23 protein-coding genes are annotated in these 25,374 nt (G+C 48.8%); 15 read left to right on the forward strand and 8 right to left on the reverse strand.

Annotated features, from left to right (window positions below; all coding sequences use genetic code 11):
* Positions 1–106 precede the first annotated feature (106 nt).
* From ACTJJJ_RS15350 to ACTJJJ_RS15375, 6 genes are all read left to right on the forward strand, one after another.
* Positions 107–1,168, forward strand: coding sequence for a saccharopine dehydrogenase C-terminal domain-containing protein (locus ACTJJJ_RS15350; RefSeq protein WP_440702237.1), 1,062 nt, complete (start codon positions 107–109; stop codon positions 1,166–1,168).
* A gap of 6 nt (positions 1,169–1,174) precedes the next feature.
* Complete coding sequence (gene amaB, locus ACTJJJ_RS15355; protein WP_440702238.1) at positions 1,175–2,713, forward strand: L-piperidine-6-carboxylate dehydrogenase; 1,539 nt, start codon at positions 1,175–1,177, stop codon at positions 2,711–2,713.
* Between the two features lie 62 nt (positions 2,714–2,775).
* Complete coding sequence (locus ACTJJJ_RS15360) at positions 2,776–3,042, forward strand: PqqD family protein (RefSeq protein ID WP_188933681.1); 267 nt, start codon at positions 2,776–2,778, stop codon at positions 3,040–3,042.
* A 3-nt stretch (positions 3,043–3,045) separates the two neighbouring features.
* A complete protein-coding gene (locus ACTJJJ_RS15365; protein WP_188933679.1) occupies positions 3,046–3,486 on the forward strand; it encodes a lasso peptide biosynthesis B2 protein in 441 nt (146 codons plus the stop codon).
* Between the two features lie 20 nt (positions 3,487–3,506).
* Complete coding sequence (locus ACTJJJ_RS15370) at positions 3,507–4,421, forward strand: serine kinase (protein WP_440702239.1); 915 nt, start codon at positions 3,507–3,509, stop codon at positions 4,419–4,421.
* A gap of 1 nt (position 4,422) precedes the next feature.
* Positions 4,423–5,604: a nucleotidyltransferase domain-containing protein gene (locus ACTJJJ_RS15375; RefSeq protein ID WP_440702240.1), complete on the forward strand. Its 1,182-nt coding sequence runs from the start codon at positions 4,423–4,425 to the stop codon at positions 5,602–5,604.
* On the opposite strand, the gene ACTJJJ_RS15380 is transcribed toward ACTJJJ_RS15375, so the two are convergent.
* The 3 genes from ACTJJJ_RS15380 to rsfS all read right to left on the reverse strand — a co-directional run bounded on the left by ACTJJJ_RS15380 (position 5,545) and on the right by rsfS (position 9,113).
* The gene (locus ACTJJJ_RS15380; protein WP_188933673.1) at positions 5,545–6,492 is read right to left on the reverse strand and encodes an aldose 1-epimerase; all 948 of its coding nucleotides are present in this window, start codon (positions 6,490–6,492) and stop codon (positions 5,545–5,547) included. The two genes, ACTJJJ_RS15375 and ACTJJJ_RS15380, sit on opposite strands and share 60 nt — an antisense overlap.
* A 107-nt stretch (positions 6,493–6,599) precedes the next feature.
* On the reverse strand, positions 6,600–8,657 hold the full coding sequence (ftsH, locus tag ACTJJJ_RS15385) for an ATP-dependent zinc metalloprotease FtsH (RefSeq protein WP_188933671.1): 2,058 nt from the start codon (positions 8,655–8,657) through the stop codon (positions 6,600–6,602).
* Positions 8,658–8,729: 72 nt separating this feature from the next.
* A complete protein-coding gene (gene rsfS / locus ACTJJJ_RS15390; protein ID WP_188933669.1) occupies positions 8,730–9,113 on the reverse strand; it encodes a ribosome silencing factor in 384 nt (127 codons plus the stop codon).
* Positions 9,114–9,158: 45 nt separating this feature from the next.
* Between rsfS and ACTJJJ_RS15395 the strand changes: the two genes are divergently transcribed.
* Complete coding sequence (locus ACTJJJ_RS15395) at positions 9,159–9,926, forward strand: biotin--[acetyl-CoA-carboxylase] ligase (protein ID WP_440702241.1); 768 nt, start codon at positions 9,159–9,161, stop codon at positions 9,924–9,926.
* Here the strand turns inward: ACTJJJ_RS15395 and ACTJJJ_RS15400 are convergent, their stop codons facing one another.
* Together ACTJJJ_RS15400 and ACTJJJ_RS15405 are read right to left on the reverse strand one after the other, a co-directional pair.
* Positions 9,927–10,256, reverse strand: a complete 330-nt coding sequence (locus ACTJJJ_RS15400) for a transmembrane 220 family protein (protein WP_426293192.1) — start codon at positions 10,254–10,256, stop codon at positions 9,927–9,929. It abuts the gene before it with no gap.
* A 34-nt stretch (positions 10,257–10,290) separates the two neighbouring features.
* Complete coding sequence (locus ACTJJJ_RS15405) at positions 10,291–10,995, reverse strand: tetratricopeptide repeat protein (protein WP_440702242.1); 705 nt, start codon at positions 10,993–10,995, stop codon at positions 10,291–10,293.
* Between the two features lie 284 nt (positions 10,996–11,279).
* Here ACTJJJ_RS15405 and fsa point away from each other — a divergent pair, with 284 nt between their 5' ends.
* Both fsa and ACTJJJ_RS15415 read left to right on the forward strand, forming a co-directional pair.
* Positions 11,280–11,936 carry a fructose-6-phosphate aldolase gene (fsa, locus tag ACTJJJ_RS15410; RefSeq protein ID WP_188933661.1) on the forward strand — a complete coding sequence of 219 codons (657 nt, stop codon included), beginning with the start codon at positions 11,280–11,282 and terminating at the stop codon, positions 11,934–11,936.
* A gap of 137 nt (positions 11,937–12,073) precedes the next feature.
* Positions 12,074–12,757 (forward strand): cell division ATP-binding protein FtsE, encoded by a 684-nt coding sequence (locus ACTJJJ_RS15415; RefSeq protein ID WP_188933659.1) that lies wholly within the window; start codon positions 12,074–12,076, stop codon positions 12,755–12,757.
* Between the two features lie 70 nt (positions 12,758–12,827).
* Here ACTJJJ_RS15415 and ACTJJJ_RS15420 read toward each other — a convergent pair whose 3' ends face one another.
* Positions 12,828–14,393 carry a bifunctional response regulator/alkaline phosphatase family protein gene (locus tag ACTJJJ_RS15420; protein ID WP_188933657.1) on the reverse strand — a complete coding sequence of 522 codons (1,566 nt, stop codon included), beginning with the start codon at positions 14,391–14,393 and terminating at the stop codon, positions 12,828–12,830.
* A gap of 164 nt (positions 14,394–14,557) precedes the next feature.
* Positions 14,558–15,301, reverse strand: a complete 744-nt coding sequence (gene kdsB / locus ACTJJJ_RS15425) for a 3-deoxy-manno-octulosonate cytidylyltransferase (RefSeq protein WP_188933655.1) — start codon at positions 15,299–15,301, stop codon at positions 14,558–14,560.
* A gap of 44 nt (positions 15,302–15,345) precedes the next feature.
* On the opposite strand from kdsB, the gene ACTJJJ_RS15430 reads away from it, so the two are divergent.
* The 6 genes from ACTJJJ_RS15430 (at position 15,346) to ACTJJJ_RS15455 (ending at position 21,856) form a co-directional block, all read left to right on the forward strand.
* Positions 15,346–16,134: a DUF4905 domain-containing protein gene (locus tag ACTJJJ_RS15430; protein WP_426293196.1), complete on the forward strand. Its 789-nt coding sequence runs from the start codon at positions 15,346–15,348 to the stop codon at positions 16,132–16,134.
* A gap of 3 nt (positions 16,135–16,137) precedes the next feature.
* The gene (locus tag ACTJJJ_RS15435) at positions 16,138–17,127 is read left to right on the forward strand and encodes a LysM peptidoglycan-binding domain-containing protein (protein WP_188933651.1); all 990 of its coding nucleotides are present in this window, start codon (positions 16,138–16,140) and stop codon (positions 17,125–17,127) included.
* Positions 17,128–17,143: 16 nt separating this feature from the next.
* Positions 17,144–17,356 carry a hypothetical protein gene (locus ACTJJJ_RS15440; protein ID WP_188933649.1) on the forward strand — a complete coding sequence of 71 codons (213 nt, stop codon included), beginning with the start codon at positions 17,144–17,146 and terminating at the stop codon, positions 17,354–17,356.
* The gene (locus tag ACTJJJ_RS15445; RefSeq protein ID WP_426293197.1) at positions 17,343–18,143 is read left to right on the forward strand and encodes a TIGR02757 family protein; all 801 of its coding nucleotides are present in this window, start codon (positions 17,343–17,345) and stop codon (positions 18,141–18,143) included. The genes ACTJJJ_RS15440 and ACTJJJ_RS15445 overlap by 14 nt, the downstream gene beginning before the upstream one ends.
* Positions 18,144–18,398: 255 nt before the next feature.
* On the forward strand, positions 18,399–20,312 hold the full coding sequence (locus tag ACTJJJ_RS15450; RefSeq protein ID WP_440702243.1) for a tail fiber domain-containing protein: 1,914 nt from the start codon (positions 18,399–18,401) through the stop codon (positions 20,310–20,312).
* Positions 20,313–20,386: 74 nt separating this feature from the next.
* Positions 20,387–21,856 carry a tail fiber domain-containing protein gene (locus ACTJJJ_RS15455; protein WP_440702244.1) on the forward strand — a complete coding sequence of 490 codons (1,470 nt, stop codon included), beginning with the start codon at positions 20,387–20,389 and terminating at the stop codon, positions 21,854–21,856.
* A 77-nt stretch (positions 21,857–21,933) separates the two neighbouring features.
* On the opposite strand, the gene ACTJJJ_RS15460 is transcribed toward ACTJJJ_RS15455, so the two are convergent.
* Positions 21,934–25,341 carry a ThuA domain-containing protein gene (locus ACTJJJ_RS15460; protein WP_440702245.1) on the reverse strand — a complete coding sequence of 1,136 codons (3,408 nt, stop codon included), beginning with the start codon at positions 25,339–25,341 and terminating at the stop codon, positions 21,934–21,936.
* Positions 25,342–25,374 lie beyond the last annotated feature (33 nt).

Below are 25,374 nucleotides of genomic sequence, written 5' to 3' on the forward strand. Positions count from 1 at the left end.
TGATTTGTCCTACAAAAATGACATGCAAGTTTTAAAAACTGCAATTTCTTTTTCTATCTTTCAAAATAGCTTCAAAAATTTCAACAAAAACCATTTAAAACTATACATGCAAAAAGTACTTGTGATCGGATTGGGAAAAGTGGGCTCGCTCGTCGCGACGCTGCTGAGCAAGCGTTTCCAGGTAACGGGGGTCGATAAAGCCCAGCCGGCCGTGCTACTGCCATTCGAAGTAGTGACAGGTGATGTCAACGACGGGTCATTTCTGGATAAGGTAATGGCGGGTTTCGATGGGGTAGTGTCGTGTATGCCTTATAACCTCAACCTGCCCATCGCACAGCGTGCGTACAAGGCCGGTATCCATTATTTCGACCTTACCGAGGACGTTCCCACCACTTCGGCTATACGCGAGATGGCCAAAGACAGCCGTAGCGTGTTGGCGCCCCAATGCGGCCTGGCACCCGGTTTTATCGGTATTGTCGGAATGGACCTGGCCAAACGTTTTACCAAAATCAGGGACATCGAACTCCGCGTAGGTGCGTTGCCGCGCTACCCGAACGGGCAAATGGGTTACTCCTTCACATGGTCGCCGGCGGGAGTGGTGAACGAATACCTGAACGACGCAGAAGTGATCCACAACGGTGTCCGCAAAATGGTACCATCACTCGAAGGCATCGAAATGATCAATATCGAAGGCCAGGAATTCGAAGCATTCAGTACTTCGGGCGGCCTTGCCACCATGTGCGAAACGCTCGAAGGGAAGGTGGATACATTGAATTACAAAACCATCCGCTACCCGGGGCATTGTAGTCTCATGCGTTTCGTGCTTTACGAGCTATGCCTGAAAGATAAGCGCGCATTGGTAGAGGAAATCCTGACGGAAGCTAAGCCGCCCGTGCAACAGGATGTGGTGTATGTGTATGCAGTTGTGGAAGGCTGGAAAGGCAGCCACCTCGAAAGGGAAGAATTTTACCAGGCCTATCATCCTATTCAGATAGATGGACAGCATTGGAGGGCCATTTCCTGGACTACGGCAGCTTCTATTGCGTCGGTAGTCGAAATGGTGGCCGACGGCGTTTTGCCTGCTAGTGGGTTTATCCGCCAGGAGGACATTGTATTGGATGATTTTTTCAAGACAATGAATGGACAGTTTTTTAAGAATATAGGCTGAGTTTGTATGGAAGGGATCAATGTAATTCTTGAAAAGCTAGGCATTGGGGACGTCAATCACGGGGTAACGACCGGCCAATCGAGCTGGGAAGGCGGTGGCGCATTGCTGGAATCCTTTTCGCCGGTGGATGGCCGGAAAATCGGTTCCGTAACGCAAGCTGCCCGGGCAGATTATGACCGTCTCGTGGAAGCGGCTTCACTAGCATTCAAAACCTGGCGAAGCATACCAGCGCCCAAACGCGGTGAAATTGTACGACAAATGGGCGTGAAACTGCGCGAATTCAAACAGGAACTTGGCACGCTTGTTAGCTATGAAATGGGTAAGAGCTTGCAGGAGGGGCTGGGGGAGGTCCAGGAAATGATCGACATCTGCGATTTCGCTACTGGGCTCTCGCGCCAGCTTTACGGGCTCACTATGCACAGCGAGCGCCCGCAGCACCGCATGTACGAGCAATGGCACCCGCTGGGCGTGGTAGGCGTCATTTCGGCATTCAATTTTCCCGTGGCGGTGTGGTCGTGGAATGCGATGGTCGCGTGGGTGTGCGGGAATGTGTGCGTGTGGAAGCCTTCGGAGAAAACGCCTTTGACGGCCATTGCCTGCCAGAATATTATACTGGATGTATTGAAAAATAACAACGTACCAGAAGGCGTGTCGTGCATTGTATCCGGCGGGCGCGACGTGGGCGAATTCCTTGCGCAAGATCCGCGGATCGCATTGGTATCAGCAACAGGCAGTGTCCCGATGGGCCGTTCCGTAGGAGAGGCTGTCGCCCGGAGATTAGGAAAAAGCCTGCTCGAACTGGGCGGCAACAATGCCATTATCGTAACGCCGACGGCCGATTTGAAAGTAGCCATTCCGGCAATCGTTTTCGGGGCGGTAGGAACGGCCGGTCAGCGATGCACATCTACCCGCCGTTTGATTGTGCACGAATCCATATTTGAAGAGGTGAAAAACCGTTTGAAAAAAGCATACGGCCAGCTGAAAATCGGTAACCCGCTCGATCCGCATAACCACGTCGGGCCGCTGATCGACAAACAGGCAGTAGTACAGTTCCACCATGCCGTTGAACAAATAAAACAGGCAGGAGGCACATTCGTAGTGGAGCCCGGTGCGCCGGAGGGCGACCAATATGCATCCGGCTGCTACGTTTCGCCCTGCATTGCCGAGGTAGAAAACCATTGGGCTATTGTGCAGCACGAAACATTCGCGCCGATCCTGTACCTGATCCGTTACAGCGATCTCCACGAAGCGATTGCATTGCAAAACGATGTGCCGCAGGGACTTTCGTCGGCTGTCTTTACTACCGATTTGCGGGATGCCGAGCGGTTCCTCTCCTTTGCGGGTTCGGACTGTGGCATTGCCAATGTGAATATCGGTACGTCGGGCGCGGAGATTGGCGGCGCGTTTGGCGGTGAAAAAGAAACCGGTGGAGGGCGGGAATCGGGATCGGATGCGTGGAAAACCTATATGCGCCGACAAACCAATACGATCAATTACGGTACCGAGTTGCCCCTGGCGCAGGGAATAAAGTTTGAGATTGAGTAATTAAAATTTCTAACTTTGTACAAGTCGGTTGCACATTATATTTTCAAATTTAAATTTTCGGAATGAAATATCAGCTTACATCGGAGCAAATCTCGTCCAAAGTGGGGGGGGAAACTGTGGTACTTAACCATAGTAAAGGGGCGTATTACGGTCTGGATGAAGTTGGGGTTTTGATCTGGGACACGCTGGAAAAGGGCCCGCAGACGATCGAATCGTTATGCGACGCGGTAACGAGCGCGTATAACATCGATTCCGATACCTGTAAGAGCGACATCGACGGATTATTAAAGGATTTGATTGCCGAACGACTGGTTGAAATAATCAAATAGATTTTGGGTAAAATCGGTAAGCTGATAGGGAAATGGCGGAGCTTGTCCGGACCGGAGAAATGGATATTCCTGCGGGCTGCCTGGTGTTTGCTGTGGATCAAAGCCGGACTTCTTTTGCTTCCGTTTCCATTGTTCAGGAAATGGTATCACCGGGTCAGTCGTCCGAACCAAGTTAGGGAGGCGGGGCCGGAAAGAATGGAGCGGACCGTTTGGGCGGTGGATACGGCGGCGAATTTGCTGCCATTTGAGCTTTTGTGCCTGCCACGTGCCCTTGCTACCAAATATCTGCTCCGGAATTCGCCTGCATTAACCCTGGAAATAGGCATAGAGATCAACCCTGCCAAGCAATTTGAGGCGCATGCCTGGGTGGAGCAAAACGGCAACATCGTCATCGGGCGCTGGCCCGACACCGTTTCCTACAAAAGGCTCTGGGTCTGGGAATGATTTAATTTGAATTTACACACATGCGTCATTACACCGCCTTCGGGCTCCATATCCATTCAGAAATTCCCTTGCCTGAACTGGCCGAAGGCGACCCGCATTCCACTGCCGACGTTTGCATCCGTACAGGCGCTATCGCGCTCCCGCCCATGCGTCCGACCATGATTTACAGGCGGGGGATCAAGGCATTTTTTGGGCAGGATGATCAGGCATCGTATTTGGATTGGGCTGGTGTGGCGTCTTTTAAAGCATCTGGCGGCAATGAACTGTTGGTTTCTCCCGTGGCTGCGGATGGTAACATTATTAGCCTTTTTACGGTCAGTGAAGCCTTAGGTCTTATTTTGTTTCAAAAAGGATATTTTCTTCTCCATGCGAGTGCTGTTGTGCTCGGGGACGAGGCCTGGTGCTTCATGGGCATGCCCGGTGCGGGAAAATCGAGCACGGCAGCGGCGTTTATTAAGGCGGGTTGCAGGCTGTTGAGTGACGACCTTACCGCTATTACCTTCGATGAAGCAGGAAAGCCGGTTGTTGTTCCGGCCTATCCGCAGCTTAAAATATGGGAAAAGACGGTCGCTGGTTTGCGTTATGATATGTCGGCCCTCGAACCGGTCAGCGAAGGGGTCAATAAATTTGCATATCAGCCCCGCGAGCAGTTTCCTACCAAGGTCATTCCCTTGAAAAAGGTGTTTTTCCTGCACAGAGCGCGAAATAAACCGGCTGTTCAAAATTTGAATATGGCCGAAATACCGGGAGAAATGCTGCGTAACTTTCCGCTGCCCATAGAACTTTTAAAGGAGGATAGCCTCAAAAAGCACTTTTTCCAAAGTTTACAATGTGCCAAATCGGCGGAAATACTTAGAAAAAGGCGGCCGGAGGGTTTTAACAACCTGGAAAAATGGGTAGAGACGAGCGTCCGTGAACAACTAATCGCGGAATAGCATGCAACGCATCAAAATCTCCCCCGAACTGGCATATCTCATTGATGCGGCTGCGTTGCCTTCGGGGCATCAGCCATTTGAAACCGAGATTACCCAGTTTGACCCGGAGAAATTCTCGACGCTCGCGAAATGGCACCAGATCAGGCCACTGGCATTTGAATATGTGCAGGAAAAGGCACTTGCTCTTCCCGATAATGTGCTCAAAATGCTGCGCGAATTCACGCTTGGGCAGGCGGTGACGAACATGGCTTTCCTGGGGATATGCGTTCGACTGTATAATCGTTTGATTGATAGCCAGGTACATGTTTTCCCAATGAAAGGTGCGCTATGGGCATGGATGCTTTACGACAAACCCGCTTTGCGAGAATTTGGGGATATCGATTATTTTGTCGGTAAGGAAGATGTTTCCAAGAGCCTGGATATCCTTTTGGGTGAAGGTTTTGCTGCGGACAACTACCGCCACTATTTGCTGACGGAGAAGGCTGTCGTCGACGACTATCTCGATACCGACTACCAGCTTCCGCTCACGCCCCTGAGCGAGCACGCATTGCAATCGCTGGAAATTCAGTGGAACTGTACTTATCCGAGGTATTGCTACAATTTTACTTGGGATGAACTGGCCGGGAATCTCTTCGAATTCAATATGATGGGGAAACCGGTGCTTGTTCCAAGAATGGAGATGCAGCTGATTATGATGGTGATCCACCATGGTGGGGTAGAACAGTGGGATAAGCTGAAATATTTGGCTGACTTCGTGAGGCTGCTTGACAAGTCGGCCGGCTCGCTGGACTGGAAATATATCAATCGTGTTACCCGAACAAAGGGTTTCAATAAACTCCTCCTCGAATCGCTTGGTGTGGCAGGGTACCTTAGCGGACGGGATTATCTCAGGTACGCAGGCGTGTCCGAAAGCTATCCTTCGGAAGGTTTTTTGAAAGATATTCTAGCCCATTGGGAGAACGAACGACCTTCCTTAAAAACAAAAACCTGGCGCATTTTTCTCTACAATATAAAATACCGCGACAAATGGTCGGATAAACTTTCCATTGTCGCGGCACATCTCGGGTATCTAACCCATTGGAAGCTTTTGTGGCACAAGATCAGCTGGTACAGGAACCAGCCGTCAGGTGAGGCTGACCGTGATCGTGCCGTCAATGCTATGTCCGGGCGCGAGGATATTTAGGCCTTCGCCGGTGTTGAATGCATCCACATTGGCTGTAAGCGCCTCGATGGCGACACAATCACGCGCCGGTGGCGTGTACACGACGAGGTAGTTGAATTTTCCCTCCCCGGTTTCCTGCTGAATGCGCAACGTGACATCCTGGTTTTTGGAGATCAGTTCCGTAACCGCCTGTCCGCCGGTGGCGTCCACAATGAAACAGTTATCGAATTCCTTACGGTGCAACAAAGCCGGCATCGCCATATCGAATGGCTCGGTGCCGACAGGGATAAGGTTTTCATTGAAGGTGACCAGCCGTTTCGACGGAATATTGATCTTCCACGCCTCTACATCCTCATTGCCTAGCAACCAGTAAGGATGCCAGCCGAACATGGCAGGGCAAGGTGATTGCCCATTGTTCTTAGCTTCATATTTCAATTCGAAACGGCCGTCCGCATGCAGCGTGTAGCGGACCGAGAAATGCACCTGAAAGGGATAACCTTCCGGATTATCAATGGTATAAGACAGCTGAATGGACGCATTATCCTCGTGAATAACTTGTTCGTCGAGGTGGAAATGATTTTTACGCACCAGTCCGTGAATGGCATTCAGGCCGCCGTCTTCGTTTTTGTGCAATTGATAGTTCTTGCCCAAAAATTTGTATTTCCCTTCCGGAATGCGGCTCGCGAAGGGGAATAGTAACTCGCTGGCGCTTTTCGTATCAGCAATCAGCGCCGACGGGGTCGGGGGCGTTTTCAGAACTGAAAAAAGGGTCAGATTTTTGCGAAGGGAAAGCTGACGGACAATACCGCCCAACTCCGGAATGACTACACAGCGGTTTTCAGTGGTTGTTTCATGTATCACATATTCGGTAAGTTCACCGAAATGTTGTTTGAAGATTTCAAAGGGCATATGCTTTTGATGGTTTAGGGTCAAACGGTTTATATATATGTTGTAAAAATAATAGCCGGACAGGTTGAATTGTCCGGCTATCAGATTTTTATTCACTTAAAAAGTGCCTATTCGTTGTTGGCGCTTTTTTCGGCTTCCGCCATTTCTTCTTCTTTGCGTTCTTTTTCGAGCGTCTGTTTCACCACTTCTTCATGGATTGCAGCTTCTTCGTTCGAACGGCGGTTGATATAAGCCTGGTAGCTCGTTTCCTTTTCGTAAGGACGTTTCCCGATCAGCTTTTCGAGGTCGGCCTGGAACAGGATTTCTTTTTCCAGCAATTCTTTCGCCAACACTTCCAATGCATCACGTTTCTCGTTCAGCAAGCCTTTGACGAACTGATAGGCCTGATCGACCAACTTTCTTACTTCTTCGTCAATCGCTTGTGAAGTCGATTCGGAGTAAGGTTTGGTGAATGCGTAGTCGGATTGTTTCGAATCGTAGAACGAAATGTTACCGATGCGCTCGTTCATACCGTACATGGTTACCATGCTGTATGCCACTTTGGTGACTCTTTCGAGGTCACTTAGTGCGCCGGTAGAAATCTTTCCGAATACTACATCTTCCGCAGCGCGGCCGCCCAATGTCATACACATCTCATCGAACAGCTGCTCGGTACGGTACAGATACTGCTCACGCGGGAGATACTGTGCGTAGCCCAATGCCGCCACACCACGAGGTACGATCGACACTTTCACCAATGGATCGGCGTGTTCGAGGAACCAGCCCGCCACCGCATGGCCCGCCTCGTGGTAAGCCACGATTTGTTTCTCTTCGGGTGAAATCAGTTTGTTTTTCTTTTCCAAACCACCGATTACACGGTCCATCGCATCCTGGAAGTCTTGCATTGTCACCTCCTCACGGTTACGACGGGCGGCGATCAACGCTGCTTCGTTACAAACGTTCGCGATTTCAGCGCCGGCAAAGCCAGGAGTCTGGGACGAAAGTTTCTGGATATTAACGTCGGTAGCCAGTTTCAATGGTTTCAAATGCACTTTGAAAATTGCTTCACGACCGATTACGTCCGGCTTGTCAACCGAAATCTGGCGGTCGAAACGTCCCGGACGGAGCAATGCAGGGTCGAGTACGTCGGGGCGGTTGGTTGCCGCTACGATGATGATGCCGGAGTCGGTTGCGAAACCGTCCATTTCCACCAGCAAGGAGTTCAATGTATTCTCACGTTCGTCGTTGGAGCCCGGCATTGCGCCACGGCCACGTGAACGACCAACTGCGTCGATTTCATCGATAAAGATGATACAAGGCGCCTTTTCTTTTGCTTGTTTAAAAAGGTCACGCACACGGGCTGCACCTACACCCACAAACATTTCCACGAAATCGGAACCTGAAAGGGAGAAGAATGGCACGCCCGCTTCACCCGCAACTGCTTTCGCGAGCAACGTTTTACCCGTTCCCGGAGGGCCTACGAGTAATGCACCTTTGGGGATTTTCGCACCCAGTTTCTTGAATTTGTCAGGACTTTGAAGGTATTCTACAATCTCTTTAATCTCTTCTTTTGCTTCGTCGAGGCCGGCTACATCGTTAAATGTGATTTTAACCTTGTTTTCTGCGTCGAAAAGCGTCGCACGTGAGCGGCCGATATTGAAGATCTGGCCACCTGGACCTACACCGCCTGACATTCTGCCAAGGATGAAGTACATTACCAGGATCATGACAATGAAAAAGCCCCAGGTTCCGAGGAAACTGGTCCAGTCGTTGCGGGTATCTACCACAAAAGGCACCTTATCATCGTCGGGGGTACCTTCCTGCATTTTATCGAAATCCTTCTTGAAGGTCTCTGCCGATGTTACCTGAAACTGGTAGTGAGAGGCAGTTTCTCCGCCGAAATAGTTATTTTCCTTTGCAACTACCCTGTATTTGTCGAGTTTAAGGGCCTCGGGTTTAAGCGTAACCTCTACTGACTTGTCGTTCACAATCGTAACACGCTCCACTTCCTTGTCCGCCATCATTTTCTCAAAACGTTTCTGAGTTGTTTCGCGGATTGTCGATGTTCTGTTGAGGTACGTGATTCCGAGTATAGTAGCGATCAGAGCGGCTATAATCCAACCTTGATATCCCTTCTGAGGACTTTTAGGGTTGAGTGGCCCCCTTTTGTTATCGTTTTCAGACATTCGTTCGTTTTAATTAAGAGGAAATATAATAAACAACAATCCCGGCGGGGCTAATGTTCACCCGGCGGGCCTTTATACCATGGAGTCTTCCAGGTATGTCACCTCTGCATCTCCCCAAAGTTCTTCCAGATCGTAATGTTTGCGGCGTTCTTTGTTGAAAATATGTGCGACAACATCGACATAATCAATCAAAATCCATTCCCCATTCGCCTTTCCTTCTTTTTGCCAGGGCTCTGTTTTGGATATTTTATAAACTTCGTCTTCAACCGAGTTGGCCAAAGCATCTATTTGTGTGTCGGAATTCCCCGAGCAAATCACGAAAAAGTCGGTTATTGAATTTTTTACTTTTCTGAGGTCTAATATGGCAATGTCCAAACCCTTCTTTTCTGTCATGCCCTTCACCACCAGTTCGGTGAGATCTTTTGAGGATAGTTCTTTATTTTTGCGTTGTTTCATGCGTAGTTATTTCCTTTTCTAAAACCCTAAAGTAAAACAAAAAAATTGTACAACTCCACACAGGATACGCTAATAATTGGTAAAAAAGTAATATATCTGCCAACTTGTCATTCCACCAACGACATAGCGGCTGAAATAGTACATGCAGGACTGTTTGAGGAAGGAACGGTTGTCATTACCGACAATCAGGTAAAAGGAAGAGGCCAGCGCGGGACAGTCTGGAACGCTAATGCAGGCGAAAATCTTACATTTTCAGTAGTTCTTACCCCAGGTTTTCTGCCAATTCCTGAGCAATTCCTGATCAGTCAGGTGACGGCGCTCGCCATCCGGAGCTACCTGGGCAGCTATGTGGCCGATACGAAAGTGAAATGGCCGAACGATATTTATATGAACAACCGTAAAGCGGTAGGGGTACTGATCGAAAACTCATTGCAAGGAAACCGTTTTGCGACCTCAATCGTCGGTATTGGGGTGAATATCAACCAGTCGGTGTTTGAGAGCGACCACGCGACTTCGCTTGCGCGGGAGACTGGCCGCAGGTTTTCACTGGCGGAAGAGTTTCGTAAGCTGCTGAAATTCCTGGACGCCTATTACGTCCGGTTGCGCTCCGGTTCCCAGCACGACGCGATCCGCGCCGAGTACCTCAATCATTTACATGGATACCGGCAAGAAGTGAGATTTCTCCATAAAGGAAATATAACAAACGGCTCGGTGACCAATGTGACGACGCTTGGAAAATTGCGTGTCAGACTGGCTACCGAGCCGGAAGAATTGGAATTCGGGTTGAAAGAAATCGAGTGGGTCAGGGATTGATCAACCCCATTTGCCCAGCACCGCCATTACCGTCGCGCATATACCCAAGCCCAGCGACTCTCGTGCAAGTTCAATATTGAGGCTCCTCATGGCAGTTTCTCCAAAGAAAATACCTTCGAATTCAGGCGGCCATTGCAGGATCGCAGCCACCAGATAACCAGCCGCAAGCACGTAAAACACCCAGGAAGGCCAAAGCTCCCGGATGCTCATGAAGCAAGCGAGGGCGGCGAAGCTGTAAACGGCGATCCAGATACCGGAATCGGGGTCGTTCAGCTGCAAATAGGCAAAAATGACAAAGATTATGCCGAAAAATATCTTGATAAGTCTCATGACAAAGCGGGTTTGGTTTTAAAGGTTTAACACATTATTTCTGACAAAATTGCGCCAATGCGTTCGCAGCGTCGCTATATCCCAGGTTCAGCGCCTGTTTCAGGCTGGTACAGCCCAAATCTTTTTCCCCATCGTTATACTGCGCAAGGCCCAGGCCATAAAATGCCTTTCCATATTGGCCGTCCAGCTTCACCGTTTGACGGAATGCTAATACCGCTTGTTTGAAATCCTGCGACCTGTAATAGGTGTTTCCAAGGTTATACCAGGCTTGTTTGTTGTTAGCATCGAGCCGGGTCGCTTTTTCGAAATCCTTGATCGCGTCAGGTGTCTTATCCATGAGGACGAGCAACTGGCCTCGGTTCAGGAAAACATCGGCAGTATCGGGCGCGAGCTCGGCCGATTTGTTATAATCCGCAAATGCGGAATCCAGCTTATTTTCGTCCGTATAGAGCAATGCGCGGTTGAAGTAGGGCCGGTACGAGCCCGGTTGCAGCTTGATGGCCTGACCAAAGTCCAGCAAGGCGTTGGGGTATTCTTTCAACTCATAATAAGCCACGCCGCGGAGGTTGAACGCATCGGCATTGGTGGTATTTTTTTCAATGGCTTTGTTGATAAATTCAATGGCTTCGCGGGTCTTGCCCTGTTGCATAAGCTCTTTGCCTTTTTGGAGAAATGCGTCGGAGGATTGGGAGCAAGAGTAAAGGAAAATCAGAAAAAATAAAAAAAATAATCGGGGCATACTGGTTCATTTCTAGTTGATTCACGCAAAAGTAAGGGGAAACGTCAAAGGAATGTTTTCTTTTTGTTAATAAAATGTCTTTATCTTTGCATCGGCAAATCGGAACTACCAGCTCCTTTCGAATCCCCCAGGTCCTGACGGAAGCAAGGGTAGATGGTCGATGCGGTGAGATTCTCGGTTTGCCTTTTTTTATTTCCTTCCCCCCTGTATTCCACCCTTCTTTCTTTTGCTTTTGTTCAGGGTTTCCTACTTTTGTGGAATATTCTAACCAATAAATTTTCAATATGAAATTTTTCATTGATACTGCGAACCTGAACGAAATTCGGGAAGCGCAGGCGCTTGGTGTATTAGACGGTGTTACCACCAACCCATCTTTGATGGCGAAAGAAGGAATTACGGGTAAGGATAATATAATGCGTCACTACAAAGCTATCTGCGACATTGTGGATGGTGACGTAAGTGCGGAAGTAATCTCAGTTGATTTCGAAGGAATGGTGCGCGAAGGCGAAGAGCTGGTTGAGATCGACGAGAAAATCGTGGTAAAAATCCCGATGATCAGAGAAGGTATCAAAGCGCTGAAATATTTCTCAGGCAAAGGCATCCGTACCAACTGTACGCTGATCTTCTCCCCAGGACAAGCTCTGGTAGCCGCGAAAGCCGGTGCTACTTACATTTCTCCATTCGTAGGTCGCCTTGACGATATTTCTACCGACGGTATCGCGCTGATCGAGCAGATCCTGACTATTTACAGAAACTATGGTTTCGATACGCAGGTACTTGCAGCATCAGTTCGTCACCCAATGCACATCATTCAATGCGCAGAAGTAGGTGCTGATGTTATGACAGGCCCATTGAGCGCTATCGAAGCATTGCTGAAACACCCATTGACTGATATCGGTCTTGAAAAATTCCTTTCGGATTATAATAAAGGGAATGCTTAATTGATATTGTCACGCTGAGCGCAGTCGAAGCGCATGCACGCTGTTGCAATTATGCTTCGACTTCGCTCAGCATGACATTAACATCCACCACACTATTAATTTGAGCATTCTGCTCACCATTATCATTCGCAAATCTTATGACCACCGATTCGACGGAGCCAATAATCAGACTGGAAAGGGCGGATATTTATCAGGGTGAAAGGCCTGTCTTGAACGACGTTCATTTTGAAATCAGTAAGGGCGAATTCGTTTACCTTATCGGCCGGACCGGTAGCGGTAAGAGCTCGCTTTTGAAAACACTATACGCCGATTTATGGCTGCATACCGGTTCTGCCAAAGTGGCCGGTTACGAGCTTCACAACATCAAAAGAGCCGATATTCCATTTCTTCGCCGCAGAATAGGTATCGTTTTCCAGGATTTTCAATTGCTGTCGGACCGATCCGTGGAGGATAACCTCGGGTTTGTGCTACGTGCGACTGGCTGGGAGAATCAGGGCAAAATTTCCAAGCGCATTGCGGAAGTTTTAATGCAGGTAGGCCTTGGAACTGCCCAGAAAAGAATGCCGCACCAGCTTTCGGGTGGAGAGCAACAGCGCGTGGTAATCGCACGTGCTATGCTGAACGAGCCGCAAATCCTGATCGCGGATGAACCAACCGGTAATCTCGACCCCGAAGTAGGCGACCAGATTATGCAGGTGTTCCGGACGATTAACAACGCTGGTACCGCAATTCTGATGGCTACACACAACCACGACTTCCTGAAACGCTTTCCCGCCCGCGTGATCAAATGCGAGAATGGCGGTATAACCGTGAGCGAATAATTGCTGCATCAAGCATCAAAAAAGGGGCGCCTGATCAAACTCAGGCGCCCCTTTTTGCATATACATTGTCCTATTTTGCCTTCAAATCGATCACCGGGATAATCATCTCTTCGAGCGACACGCCCCCGTGCTGGAAAGTGTCGCGGTAGAGGTTCACGTACTGGTTGTAGTTGTTCGGGTAGGCGAAGAAGTAATCCTCTTTCGTGAACACATACGATGTAGAAACGTGTGGTTTTGGCAGAAAAATACGCTCAGGCTTGCGGCAAACCATCAAATGGTTGTCGTCGAAGCCCAGGTTTTTGCCGTGTTTGTAACGGAGGTTCGTATTCGTTTCGCGGTAGCCGATGATCTTCACCGGTTTCTGCACACGGATCATACCGTGGTCGGTGGTGAGGATTAGGCGCCCTTTCTTTTCAGCGATTTTACGGATGAAATCGAGCAGCGGCGAATGCTGGAACCAGGAGCGGGTAATAGAGCGGTATGCGGCTTCGTCGGGTGCGAGCTCCTTGATCATCTGCACATCCGTGCGCGCGTGGGAAAGCATATCCACAAAGTTGTATACAACGACATTGAGCTGGTTGGTGAGCAGGTTGTTGAAGGTGTCTACCAATGCTTTGCCCTGGTTTGTATTTAATATCTTGTTATATGAAAACTTGATATTCAAATGGTTCATTTCCAGTTGTTTTTGAAGGAAATCCTGCTCATGGTTGTTCAGCCCTTCTTCTCCTTCTGGTGTATTTTCGTCGCTTACCCACCATTGCGGGTGCTTGCGTTCCATTTCGCTGGGCATCAGGCCGGAGAAGATCGCATTACGTGCGTAGCCGGTTGTGGTCGGCAAGATGGAATAGTACGACGACTCTTCCTCGATATTGAAAAATTCCTGCATAATAGGCTGGATCATTTTCCATTGATCGTAGCGGAAGTTGTCGATCAGCAGGAAGAACAACGGCTCGCTTGAACCTTTCAGATGGGGAAACACCTTTTGTTTCATCAACTGATGCGACAGGATCGGCTTGTCGGAGCGCGGGTCGTTCAGCCACTCTTCATATTCATCCTCAATGAATTTGCAAAAATTGGCATTGGCTTCGCTCTTCTGCATGCTGAAAACTTCTGCCATTCCCTGGTCGTCGGAGCTTTCGAGTTCCAGCTCCCAGTAGATGAGTTTTTTATAAATGTCCGCCCATTCTTCGTGACCGATGCGGTCCTGGTATTGCATGGCCAGGCTGCGGAATTCCTGCTGGTAACTTAGGGTGGTTTTTTCGGTAACCAGCCGTTTGTTATCCAATATTTTTTTAACCGAAAGTAATATCTGGTTGGGATTCAGCGGTTTGATGAGGTAATCGTCGATTTTGGAACCGATGGCATCCTCCATAATGTGTTCCTCTTCGCTTTTCGTGATCATCACCACAGGCAGGTTGGGCTGCTGTTGTTTGATCTGTGCGAGCGTTTCGAGGCCGGTCATACCGGGCATCATTTCGTCGAGGAAAACAATGTCAAACCGGTCGTTCTCGATACGGTCCAGCGCATCCGCACCGCTGTTGACGGGCGTTACGTTGTAACCCTTATTAGTGAGAAACATGATGTGCGGTTTGAGAAGATCTATTTCGTCATCGGCCCAAAGGATGTTATATTGCATAGGACTCTTTTTTCAAGTGGAATAAACTATTAAATCAATAAAAGGGTAACGCACGGGAAGAAGCGGGTCGTATACGTAAAACGGTTTTAACGTTTTTTAAGAAATATACGGCTTATCCTTATACGTTAACCTTCCTTGTAAAAAATGTATTCCACAATGGCCGATCAGGGCAAAAATTTTCTTGTAACCCTGTCAAGATCGTCGGGCGTGTCTACCCCATGTGAATCGTCGGAGGTGACGACGGCCTTGATCGCGTAGCCGTTTTCCAGCCAGCGCAGCTGTTCCAATGCTTCGGCTTTTTCCAGCGACGAAACGGGAAGTTTGGTGATTTCGGCTAAAACGTCGGTTCTGTATGCGTAAATACCTATGTGTTTGTAAAAAACATGCGATTTCAGGAATTCGTCCTGGCTTTGCGCATTGCGCAGGTAAGGGATCGTTTGTCTGCTGAAATACATGACTTCATTTCGCTTGTTCAAAACGGCCTTCGGCACATTTACATTGAAGAGAATGTCGTCATTGTCGATCACCTTCACCAAGGTAGCCAGTTCGGTTTCACCATTCAGCACAGAAGCGAGATGGTCGATCGGCTCGGGGCTGATAAATGGCTCGTCGCCCTGAATATTGATGACGTAATCGTAAGTTTCTTCCGTTTGGGTAAGTGCTTCGAAGCAGCGATCGGTGCCGCTCTGGTGGTCCTGCGACGTCATTACGGCGCGTCCGCCGAATTCGCGGACGTGGTACAATATTCTTTCATCGTCGGTCGCTACGATTACCTGATCGAGTTGAGTAGCTTTGGACGCTTGTTCATAAACCCGCTGGATCATGCTTTTGCCGCCAATGTCCACCAAAGCCTTGGCAGGGAAGCGGGTAGAAGCGTAGCGGGCCGGTATTATTCCTAGAATGCGCACGAGGTCGTTGTCAGTTAAATTTGATTCAAAATAAAGGTAAAAAATTGCAAAATCTTTTTTCGTTCCGCTTTTCCGAAAACATCTGGCGTGTAATGCCAGATGCCCGGCCGGGTAGTACGCTGTGGGCCATAGAGTTAAGGGATACGGAGCGCCGTGAAGTGTCGTTTGCGGTGATCGATACGGACAGCCTTGCCGTAAAATGGCATCGGCAGGTAGAAGCTACCGATTGGTGGACATCGCTGACAGCTTTTTCCGATCAGCATATTTATTTACACAATTACCGTTATCCCGAGGTGCCCGAGCCGACGGATCTGCTCGCCGTAAAAGCGGACGCTGGTTTGCTGTCGTGGGTTTTATCCAACCATTTGCTCGTCAAAAATGCAGGGGAAGGTTTGCTGGAAGTGGCTACCAAGCGCGGCGATTCGTTCAGGCATATGCATTGTAATGCAGCGACCGGGGAGCTGCTGCCATGGAATGAAGCATTACCGGAACGGGACGACAAGGTAATTTTAATGGAGCCCGTTCGTTACATGGAAGAGAATATGTACTTCGAAAGGCTCGCCCAATTTATTAGTGACGCAACAGGCGGTCACATTCCGGTAGCCATTGATTATTTGGAGAAAAGACCCTATATAATCTTTTCTTATTATATTTACGAGCAAGATAAAACAGTGCAATACCTCCTCATAGTAACCGATCAGAAGCAACAGGTTTTACACGAGAAACTATCGGAAGAGCGGGAAGGAACAGGCCGCTCGACGATGATGCTGAAAGCGTCCACATTGGTTTATCTTAAAAATAGCAACGAGTTTTCGAGTTTAACGCTTTCATAATAAATGAAATACATTTTTTGCCTGGCCCTTTTGGCAGGATTGATGCTAGGTTTGACGAGTGCCCGGGCTAGGGGATTGAGTGCTGTTGACTCCGTTGGGGTCGAAAAGGTAGGGGGGAAGATCTTTGTTATACATAAGGTTAACCAGGGGCAGACGATGTTTGCCGTCGTGCGCCAGTACGGAACCACGATCCACGCCCTGCGCGAAGCCAACCCCGGCATGAGCGACCAGATTCAGTCGGGACAGACGATCCGCGTGCCTTACACGCCTAAGGCTACTAAGAAAGACTCCAGAAAGGACGATAAGAAAGAGGAGAAAAAGGAACTTGTGAAGGCAGAGGTGAAAGAAACCAAGCCTGTTGCCGATACACCCTCGGTAGCCACAAGCACATCAGCCCCGTCGGCACCCGCCACTGCCGCTCCTGCGAATGGGATCCACAAAGTAGAACCGGGTCAGACATTGTACCGCGTTGCTGTTAAATATGGTGTTCTGATGGCCGACCTCCGCAAATGGAACAATCTTACGGACGATAACCTGAAAGATGGCCAGGAGCTTATCGTGAGTGAAAAAGGCGCCGAAAAAGCAGCTGCACCGGTTGTAACACCGCCAGCACCTAAGGTAGCTACTACCGTGGTGAAAGATTCGGTGAAAGCGAAAGCAGTGGTTCCCGAGAAGGTTGTGAAACCCGTGGAAGAAGTTGCTCCTCCGAAAGTGGTGAAAAGCAAGAAGAAGTCGGAATCAGGTCTGGCGGAGGTGATCGAAACGGACGAAAGTACGAGCAAGTTTCTGGGTTTGCACCGTACGGCGCCAATCGGTTCGCTGGTAGAGGTTTTGAATGAATACAATCAGGAGAAAATCATCGTCCGCATTATCGGCCGCATTCCCGATACGAGCGTAAACGACGACATTGTGATCAAACTGTCGTCCCGCGCATTTGAAAAAGTTTCCCCCAATAGCAAACGATTCAGGGCCGTAGTCAGTTATCTTGAGTAACCACGGTAAAGATATTATGAAGCACGCACCACAATTTCGTTCCAAAAGAGAAGAGGAACGCGAAGCGCTTAAACATACGGCCGGATACAAGATTTGGAGCGTTATGTTTACCCTGTTGTACCCGTTTATCGCCATTTTTACATTCCTCTTTTCCGGGATTGTGATGATTTTCTCAGGTATTTCACGTGTGCTGGCTTACCTGTTCGGAGGTAGCCATGCCAGACGTTGATACAACCGCCTACCCGCCGGAATATGTGGCGGAACTGCTGGACGAAAAAGTAGCACAGTATAACCGGCCAGACTTCATTCCTTTCGACCCGATCAGCATCCCGCACCGGTTTTCTACCAAGCAGGATATCGAAATCATGGGGTTTTGGGCGGCAGTACTTGCCTGGGGGCAACGCAAAACCATTATCAGTAAATGCCTCGAACTGGCTACATTGATGGACAATGCGCCTTACGATTTCGTACGCAATCACCACGAAAGCGATCTGAAACCCTTCCTGCATTTCAAACATCGCACTTTCAACGCCACCGATACACTCTATTTCCTGCATTTCTTTCAGGAATACTACAAAGTCCATGACTCGCTGGAATTTGCATTCAGCAGTCCTATGACGTCCAGCGATATTACCATCGAAAAAGGGCTGGTAGGCTTCCACGACCTTTTTTCAAATTCTGAAAACTTTCCTTTACGTACGCGCAAGCACATTGCCACACCCGTGCGCAAATCCTCGTGTAAGCGCCTGAACATGTTTCTGCGCTGGATGGTGCGCAAAGACAACCAAGGTGTCGACTTCGGCATCTGGAACACCATCCGTCCTGCACAACTCGTCTGCCCCTGTGATGTCCATGTCGACCGCGTCGCACGCGTGCTAGGGCTTATCAAACGGCCCGTCACTGACTGGCAGACTGCCACTGAACTTACCGCATCGCTGCGCCTGCTCGATCCCAGCGATCCTGTAAAGTATGATTTTGCTTTGTTTGGGTTGGGGATTGAGGGGTTTGCGAAGTAGGAATTTCAATTAGTAGTTGCTTTTCAGGTTACCTAATTACAGGTATTTATAGTCGCGTGCCGAGCTAGCTGGTATTTCGTATTAGTAGAGATGTTGTACGCATTATTACCTAAACACGAACTACTTTGCTGCACTTTCCTTTGACTAAGCTTCTATCACCCCTGAATCATTTTTGTGCTACCAAGTGCTATTGAAAAGTGAAATTGAGTTGGATTTAGATCTGAAAGACACCTCATTCACCTAAGCAATAGTATTATGAAACATTTTTTCAAACCAATTTTATTGGCCATCGCGATGATGGGAGCGGTGACCCGCCCGGGCAATGCTCAAACTCACTACGGGACTGGCGCGGGCGTTTCCGGAACAGGTCACGCCTTCTTTGGCACCAATGCGGGTAAAGTGAATTCCGGCTCCTTCAATACTTTTTTAGGACACTTCTCCGGCGCTAATACGACTTCCGGCGGCTACAACACTTTTGTGGGTTATAGTGCCGGTCAAACGAATACCGGAACATCAAATACTTTACTTGGTTACAACGCTGGTGCGGGGAACGGAGATTCCCATGGAAATACGTTTGTTGGATCCAGTTGCGGTGGTACCGGCGCTGGAAACTACAATTCCTATCTGGGGGCGGGCGCCGGTGGACTAAGTACCGGTTCCAGTAACGTATTTCTGGGGTATGAGGCGGGAAATGCGAATGCGAATGGTAACGATAACGTATTCATCGGGGCCGAGGCCGGTTATAGCAATAAGTCAAGCAGCAATATTTTTATTGGACGGAAATCGGGCTATTCCAATACATTGGGCTTCGCTAACACTTTTATAGGTACCAAAGCGGGCTTCGTTAATACAACAGGAACCGCAAATACGCTGATAGGACACGAAGCAGGGGCGAATTTTGATAATAAGAGCTTCTGCACGTTTGTCGGAACAGCTGCCGGGGCCAATGCCGAAGGACAATCCAATTCTTACTTCGGTGCCTCTGCGGGCTGGCAGAGTAAAGGAAACAACAATACAATTGTAGGTGACGGCTCCGGAATGCAAAGCAAAGGAGATAATAATGTGATGCTCGGGAAAGAAATCGGATGGTATAATAATGGAAATGATAACAATTTCATAGGCAACGGGTCGGGCCGCTGGAACACCACGGGAAGCCTGAACACCTTTGTTGGTACTCAATCAGGATTCAATAGCGAAAGTGGTACTGGAAATGCTTTTTTGGGTGGTAAGGCTGGGTACTCCAATAAAAGTGGAAGTCTCAATACATTTCTTGGACACGGCGCCGGATATTATAACACTCCGGGCGAAAAGAATACCTATCTGGGATACAGTGCCGGAGGGAAAGAGGATATCGTCAATGCAACTGCGCTTGGGGCGTCCGCGAAAGTCACAGCGAGCAATTGCCTGGTTTTAGGCAATAACGCCAACATAGGAATCGGGGTGTCGGCACCGGTGTATCAGCTGCAAATGAGTACGGGCACAGCCGCAAAGGCCGGTTCGTCGAGCTGGATAATCATGTCAGATAGAAGGTTGAAGAAGGATATTTCCGACTTTACCGACGGCCTCGATTTGCTCAAAGAAATCAAACCCGTGTGGTTTCAGTACAACGGCAAAGCAGGAATCGAGACGGGCGATAAGAAATTCGTTGGCATCATCGCGCAGGAAATGCAGAAAATAGCGCCTTACACCATCGGCACATTCATACATCAGGACTCTTTAGGCAACAAAACAGAGTACCTGGACTATGACGCTAATGCAGTCACTTATATCCTGATCAATTCCGTAAAAGAGCAGCAAAAAGCGATTGAGGACAAGGAAACGAAAATCAGGGAGCTGGAAGATCGCTTGGAAAAATTGGAAAGGTTGATAAGTTCGGTGCCAGGGACTTTCAACAAAGTGTATGAACATTCCAATGGCGCCCTGGAACAAAATGTCCCCAACGGTTTTTCAAACAGGACTTCCATCAAATATTTTATTCCGCAATCCGTAAAAACGGCGGTCATCGATATCTATACGGTAGGAGGCGTAAAAGTTAGCTCACACGTGATATCCGAGCGTGGTGCCGGTGAATTGGTCATTTCAGCAGACAAATACAAGAGCGGTTTGCATGTTTACGATCTGGTCACCGACGGTAAAAGTATGGGCGCGAAGAAAATGTTGGTGGAGTGAGATTTAAAAACCCAGGAAATTAAGAAGGCATTGTATTATCATGGGGACTCGTCCCTATTAAACACACTAGCAGTATGAAAAAATGGTACAAAATGGCAGGAGCACTGCTGGTTGGGGTTTGTGCAATTACCCGGGTAAATGCGCAAACGCATTATGGGCAGGGGGCTGGCACGCAAGGATCAGCGCATTCATTTTTTGGGCTTGATGCCGGGAAAGTCAATACCGGCAATTACAATACGTTTGTCGGACACTACGCAGGGGCGTCAAATACAACGGGTAGTAGTAATACGTTTGTTGGTAATAATGCTGGCTATTTTAAGAACACTACTGGGGCCGAGAATACATTTGTAGGGGGTATTGCCGGATATAATAATAATGGGAACAATAATACATTCATAGGTTTCGCTGCGGGTGAAGGCAACAAAGGCGGTAATCAAAACACATTCATTGGTGACCGTGCGGCTCATGTTCTTTCACATGGGAACGAGAATGTCATAGTTGGATACAAAAGCGGGCTCTGGTCGGGCGGAGTTGATACCGGAAACGCTTTTTTAGGCAGTCAGGCTGGGTATGAGAATAAAGGGAATTACAATTGTTTTTTTGGATTTAAAGCAGGGTATAGCAATACGAGCGGTAACAACAATACCTATTTGGGTTATATGAGCGGAGGGGACTCCACGCTTGTAAATGCCACGGCGATTGGTGCAAACGCGAAGGTTGCATCGAGCAACAGCGTTGTTCTTGGCGCTAGCAATGCTACGGTAGGTATAGGTGTTTCTGCACCATTTTTTCAGTTGCAACTTAGTACATCGGCTGCGGCAAAGCCAGGGTCTCCTAATTGGAGTGTAATCTCCGACAGCCGCCTTAAAAAGAACGTCACCGACTTTACCGACGGTCTCGATTTGCTCAAACAAATCAAACCGGTATGGTTTCAGTACAACGGCAAAGCAGGAATCGAGACGGGCGACAAGCGGTTTGTCGGCATCATCGCACAGGAAATGCAGAAAATAGCTCCTTACACCATCGACACATTCATGCACCAGGATTCATTGGGCAATAAAACAGAGTATCTGGATTATGATGCCAATGCGGTAACATACATTTTGATCAATTCAGTGAAGGAACAGCAGCAAGTAATTGAGCAGAAGGATGCCGAATTGAAAGAAATGAATGTACAAGTAGCCGCATTGTCGAAGCGGCTCGAACAGTTGGAGCGGATTGTTGCTTCGAATACGGTAAAACCTTTGACGGGAAATGCAGCGCGGACGGTACCTAATGTTAATGGCGTAGTGCTCGAACAAAATGTGCCGAATGGCTTTTCGGGAAGCTCGTCAATCAAATATTTCATTCCGGAGGCAGTCGGGGAGGCGGTTATTAATGTGTATTCAGTGAATGGAGTCAGAATGAACTCCTACCCGGTCAAGGAGCGTGGTGAAGGGAAACTCACAATTTCGGCGGAAACTTTGCAAAACGGGGTTTTTCTTTATGAACTGGTAACCGACGGCAAAAGCAACGGTGTGAGAAAGATGGTGATTCAAAAGTAGGGTCTGACCAGTTATTTAAATGCAAAAGCGGGCTCCTTCAAGAAGCCCGCTTTTGTTATTTTCAACATAAGCTGCTTTTACAGCACAGTATTCTCAAACCGTACCGATTCCATCGAAAACAGTGGCTTATTACCCGCTTCAGCATTTTTAAATACAAAATACACCTTGTGCAGCTTGCCATCCGCCGGCGCTTTCACAGGAATGCTGATGGTTTCGGATTTATCGACTTTGCCCTCGCCAATCTTAACGCCGGCAACGCCGTCAAGCCGGATTTCCAGGGTCCCTCCGGCCGATTGGCCCGCTTTGCTACCCACGGAAACAGCCAGTTTGGAAATCTCGGTCAGGTCGATATCGTCGAATGCGATAAAGCTGCCATCTTTCATCCCAATGACCATTTCACTACCATTATCACCTTTGTATTTGAAGGTATTTCTGGTCGTGTCCGCCATGTTTGCCATCAGGGTCGACGGACGCAATGCTACGGTTTTAGAGCCGGTGAGTGGTCCCATTGTGCCGTTACCTTTGTCGGTGTAGCTGGCCGTGAAAATGTACGAACCATCTTTTTTCTTAGCCTGGGTTACGTAAGAGCTCTTCAATGGCTTTTTATCGACAGCCTTTTGGTTAGCAAGTCCGAGAATGTATTTCACCATTTCTTCTACTTCCTCTGGCTTGTGCTGGGGGTGGCCAGGCATTGCCTGCTCGCCCCAAACGCCGCTTCCTCCTTTGAGGACCTTGTCGGTGAGCGTTTTCAATGAGTTGCGTTCGCTGGCGTACTTCTTCGCTACTTCGCGGTATGCGGGTCCGATCGACTTTTTATCGACCGAATGGCAGGCCTTGCAATCGCTCAGTTCGATCATCCGCTTCCCGGTCTCAAAACCTGTGTTAGCCTGATGCCCTTGCGCCAGCTGCGTTTTGTCGAAGCCTTCGAGGTAGTTGATGGTCAATGTAACTTCGTCTTCCGGGATTTTCTTGGTAGCCAGGCTACCGTCCTCTTTGTCGGACACTGACACTTCGTAGTTGACAGGTTTATCGTTCCAATAGAAAGTCTTGTTGCCTTTAATGGCCACATCCACTTTTGGAATAGCATTACCCACGCGCACGATCACTTCCGAAGTATTGGAGTTGCCTGCATTGTCGGTCACTTTAAGCGTAGCGCTATATTCGCCAGCCTTCGCGTAGGTAAAGCTCGGGTTAGCCAGGGTACTTTTCGGCAGTCCCTTTCCAAACGACCATTCGTATTTAATCGGGTCGCCGTCGTGGTCCATGGAGCCTTTGGAAGAGAACGTTACTTTCAAGGGTGCCGCACCAGTTGTATTCGTCGCGGCGGCGATAGCCACAGGAACGCGGTTTCCGGCATTGAAAGTGACGTGTGAGAGACTTGCTTCGTCATTTTGCGCAAACCAGTTAGGCCCGTATTCGAGGGTGTACAGCGAGCCGTCGTTAGCAAATTGCATATCGATCGGGTGACTGAATTTCGTGCCCGGCAGAAAGCGCTCAATGCTCTGCAAATCACCTTTCTCATTCATGGTCACGATGTTGATATAGTCGCGAATCCAGTCGTAAGCGAAGAATTTGCCGTTGTAGTATGACGGAAATTTGCTCTTGCTATCTTGATAATCAGCGGCATAGTAAACCGGTCCGGCCATCGCATTACGGCCTCCTTTACCCACAATCGCTCCGAATTCCGGAGAATCGGCATAAGGATAGTAAATGAACGCAGGCTGAGCAGGAGGTAGCTCCTGAATACCGGTGTTATGCGGAGAATTATTGATCGGTTTCGCCGGATCGAAAGGTTTACCCGAAGTACTGTCGGCAAAGTTGAAATCGATGTAAGGCCTGTTGTTGCCGATAAATAGCGGATAACCGAAATAGCCGGCCTTTCTGGCCTGATTCACTTCGTCATAACCTCTTGGGCCACGCTTCGGATCATCCACAGAAGCATCAGGCCCAACATCGCCCCAATATAAATAGCCGGTGTGCTGGTCAACCGAAATGCGGTAAGGGTTACGTGTACCCATTACATAAATCTCAGCGCGGGTCTTCTCGGTTCCTGGAGGGAATAAATTTCCTTCCGGAATGTCGTACAGATTGGTTCCACCAGGCATATTGGCACGGCGGTCGCCGTAGCGGGGCTTAATGCGAAGAACTTTTCCTCTCAAAGAATTGGTGTTCGATGAGGTATGCTGGCCGTCCCAGCCTTCGCGACCCGGACGTTCGTCGATAGGGCCGTATCCATTGGATTGGAATGGATTTACATCGTCGCCGGTCGAAAGATAAAGATTGCCTTTGCTGTCCCAGGCAATGGATCCGCCGGTGTGGCAGCAGTCGGTCCGTTTGACAGGTACGGTTAAAAGAACTTCCTCGGTGCTGAGCAGTACGGTATCTTTCACATCGTCGTATTTAAATCTCGACAAATGCTGCGCGGTATCCGCCTCCGACGATGGCGGCGAATAGTACATATAAATCAGTTTGTTGGTCTTGAAGTTCGGATCGATGTTCAGACCCATCAGCCCGTATTCCTGTTTCGTATAAACGGGCACCTCGCCAACGATTTTTATCTTGCCGGTTTTAGGATTATAGAGCTTCACCTTGCCTTTTCTTTCCGTAAAAAGCACGCGCTGGTCATCCAGCACGACAAGTTCCGTTGGCTCGTCGAGTTTGGAGGCAAGTACTTTTTTGGTAAAGCGGTTTTCTTCGGGGCGGGATTTGGAATAATCCAGCTTCGATGCCATGGCCCAATTGAGGCCGCCCGTAAGGTGTTTTACAAAAACAGGATTGGTAAAAGTCGCGTCTTCATGCCCGAAGTTGGTGTAAAATGCGCGTCCTCCGTCGAACTCGTGGTACCACGACATCGGGTGGTTGTCACCCATTTTGCCGTCTTTATAAGTCTTCTCGTCGATCTTGACGAGCACGTTTACCTTCTCATTGAAGTTCTTGAAATCATAAAACTCGTCTTTGATCTTCCATTTTTTTGGAAAACCATCCATTGAAGGATGTTGGTCATTTACCACAAATGCTTCACCTTCCTGTACATTCGGATTGCCCGGGTGGCTGAGGAATTGGGCGCCTGCGAGTTTGTTATACCATTGCCACTCGTATTCGGTGTCAGTCGCGGCGTGGATACCCACGTAGCCACCGCCAGCCTGAATGTAGCGTTCGAATGCATCCTGCTGCTTATCATTCAATACATTGCCGGTGGTGTTCAGGAATATGACCGTGCTGTATTTTTGCAGGTTTTTGTTGGTGAAAACAGCTGCATTTTCGGTTGTATCCACGGCAAAACCAGTCTCTTTTCCCAGTTTTAGGATGGCCGTTTTACCTGCCGGGATCGAGGAGTGCCGGAAGCCGGCTGTTTTCGAGAATACCAGCACGCGCTTTTCCGGCGTCACCGTCTGGGCCGTAGCGACCAGGCTGCAACATGCCAGGGCCGTCGCGCTGGCAATCCTGAAACGTTTTAAAAGTTTTCGAAAAGGGGAGTCATTCATTAGATTGATTGGAATTGGTTAACGTAGAAAAAA

It is taken from the genome of Dyadobacter sp. 22481, from assembly GCF_052044875.1.
In the GTDB taxonomy this organism is placed as follows: domain Bacteria; phylum Bacteroidota; class Bacteroidia; order Cytophagales; family Spirosomataceae; genus Dyadobacter; species Dyadobacter endophyticus.

What these genes read in the sequence shown, in the direction of transcription:
- amaB (WP_440702238.1), top strand. Translation starts at nt 1,175, where the DNA reads ATGGAAGGGATCAATGTAATTCTTGAAAAGCTAGGCATTGGGGACGTC.
- rsfS (WP_188933669.1), bottom strand. Translation starts at nt 9,113, where the DNA reads ATGAAACAACGCAAAAATAAAGAACTATCCTCAAAAGATCTCACCGAA.
- ACTJJJ_RS15435 (WP_188933651.1), top strand. Translation starts at nt 16,138, where the DNA reads ATGAAATACATTTTTTGCCTGGCCCTTTTGGCAGGATTGATGCTAGGT.
- ACTJJJ_RS15380 (WP_188933673.1), bottom strand. Translation starts at nt 6,492, where the DNA reads ATGCCCTTTGAAATCTTCAAACAACATTTCGGTGAACTTACCGAATAT.
- ACTJJJ_RS15420 (WP_188933657.1), bottom strand. Translation starts at nt 14,393, where the DNA reads ATGCAATATAACATCCTTTGGGCCGATGACGAAATAGATCTTCTCAAA.
- ACTJJJ_RS15405 (WP_440702242.1), bottom strand. Translation starts at nt 10,995, where the DNA reads ATGCCCCGATTATTTTTTTTATTTTTTCTGATTTTCCTTTACTCTTGC.
- ACTJJJ_RS15445 (WP_426293197.1), top strand. Translation starts at nt 17,343, where the DNA reads ATGCCAGACGTTGATACAACCGCCTACCCGCCGGAATATGTGGCGGAA.
- ACTJJJ_RS15400 (WP_426293192.1), bottom strand. Translation starts at nt 10,256, where the DNA reads ATGAGACTTATCAAGATATTTTTCGGCATAATCTTTGTCATTTTTGCC.
- ACTJJJ_RS15415 (WP_188933659.1), top strand. Translation starts at nt 12,074, where the DNA reads ATGACCACCGATTCGACGGAGCCAATAATCAGACTGGAAAGGGCGGAT.
- ACTJJJ_RS15440 (WP_188933649.1), top strand. Translation starts at nt 17,144, where the DNA reads ATGAAGCACGCACCACAATTTCGTTCCAAAAGAGAAGAGGAACGCGAA.
- ACTJJJ_RS15450 (WP_440702243.1), top strand. Translation starts at nt 18,399, where the DNA reads ATGAAACATTTTTTCAAACCAATTTTATTGGCCATCGCGATGATGGGA.
- fsa (WP_188933661.1), top strand. Translation starts at nt 11,280, where the DNA reads ATGAAATTTTTCATTGATACTGCGAACCTGAACGAAATTCGGGAAGCG.
- ACTJJJ_RS15360 (WP_188933681.1), top strand. Translation starts at nt 2,776, where the DNA reads ATGAAATATCAGCTTACATCGGAGCAAATCTCGTCCAAAGTGGGGGGG.
- ACTJJJ_RS15370 (WP_440702239.1), top strand. Translation starts at nt 3,507, where the DNA reads ATGCGTCATTACACCGCCTTCGGGCTCCATATCCATTCAGAAATTCCC.
- ACTJJJ_RS15350 (WP_440702237.1), top strand. Translation starts at nt 107, where the DNA reads ATGCAAAAAGTACTTGTGATCGGATTGGGAAAAGTGGGCTCGCTCGTC.
- ACTJJJ_RS15455 (WP_440702244.1), top strand. Translation starts at nt 20,387, where the DNA reads ATGAAAAAATGGTACAAAATGGCAGGAGCACTGCTGGTTGGGGTTTGT.
- ACTJJJ_RS15375 (WP_440702240.1), top strand. Translation starts at nt 4,423, where the DNA reads ATGCAACGCATCAAAATCTCCCCCGAACTGGCATATCTCATTGATGCG.
- ACTJJJ_RS15460 (WP_440702245.1), bottom strand. Translation starts at nt 25,341, where the DNA reads ATGAATGACTCCCCTTTTCGAAAACTTTTAAAACGTTTCAGGATTGCC.
- ftsH (WP_188933671.1), bottom strand. Translation starts at nt 8,657, where the DNA reads ATGTCTGAAAACGATAACAAAAGGGGGCCACTCAACCCTAAAAGTCCT.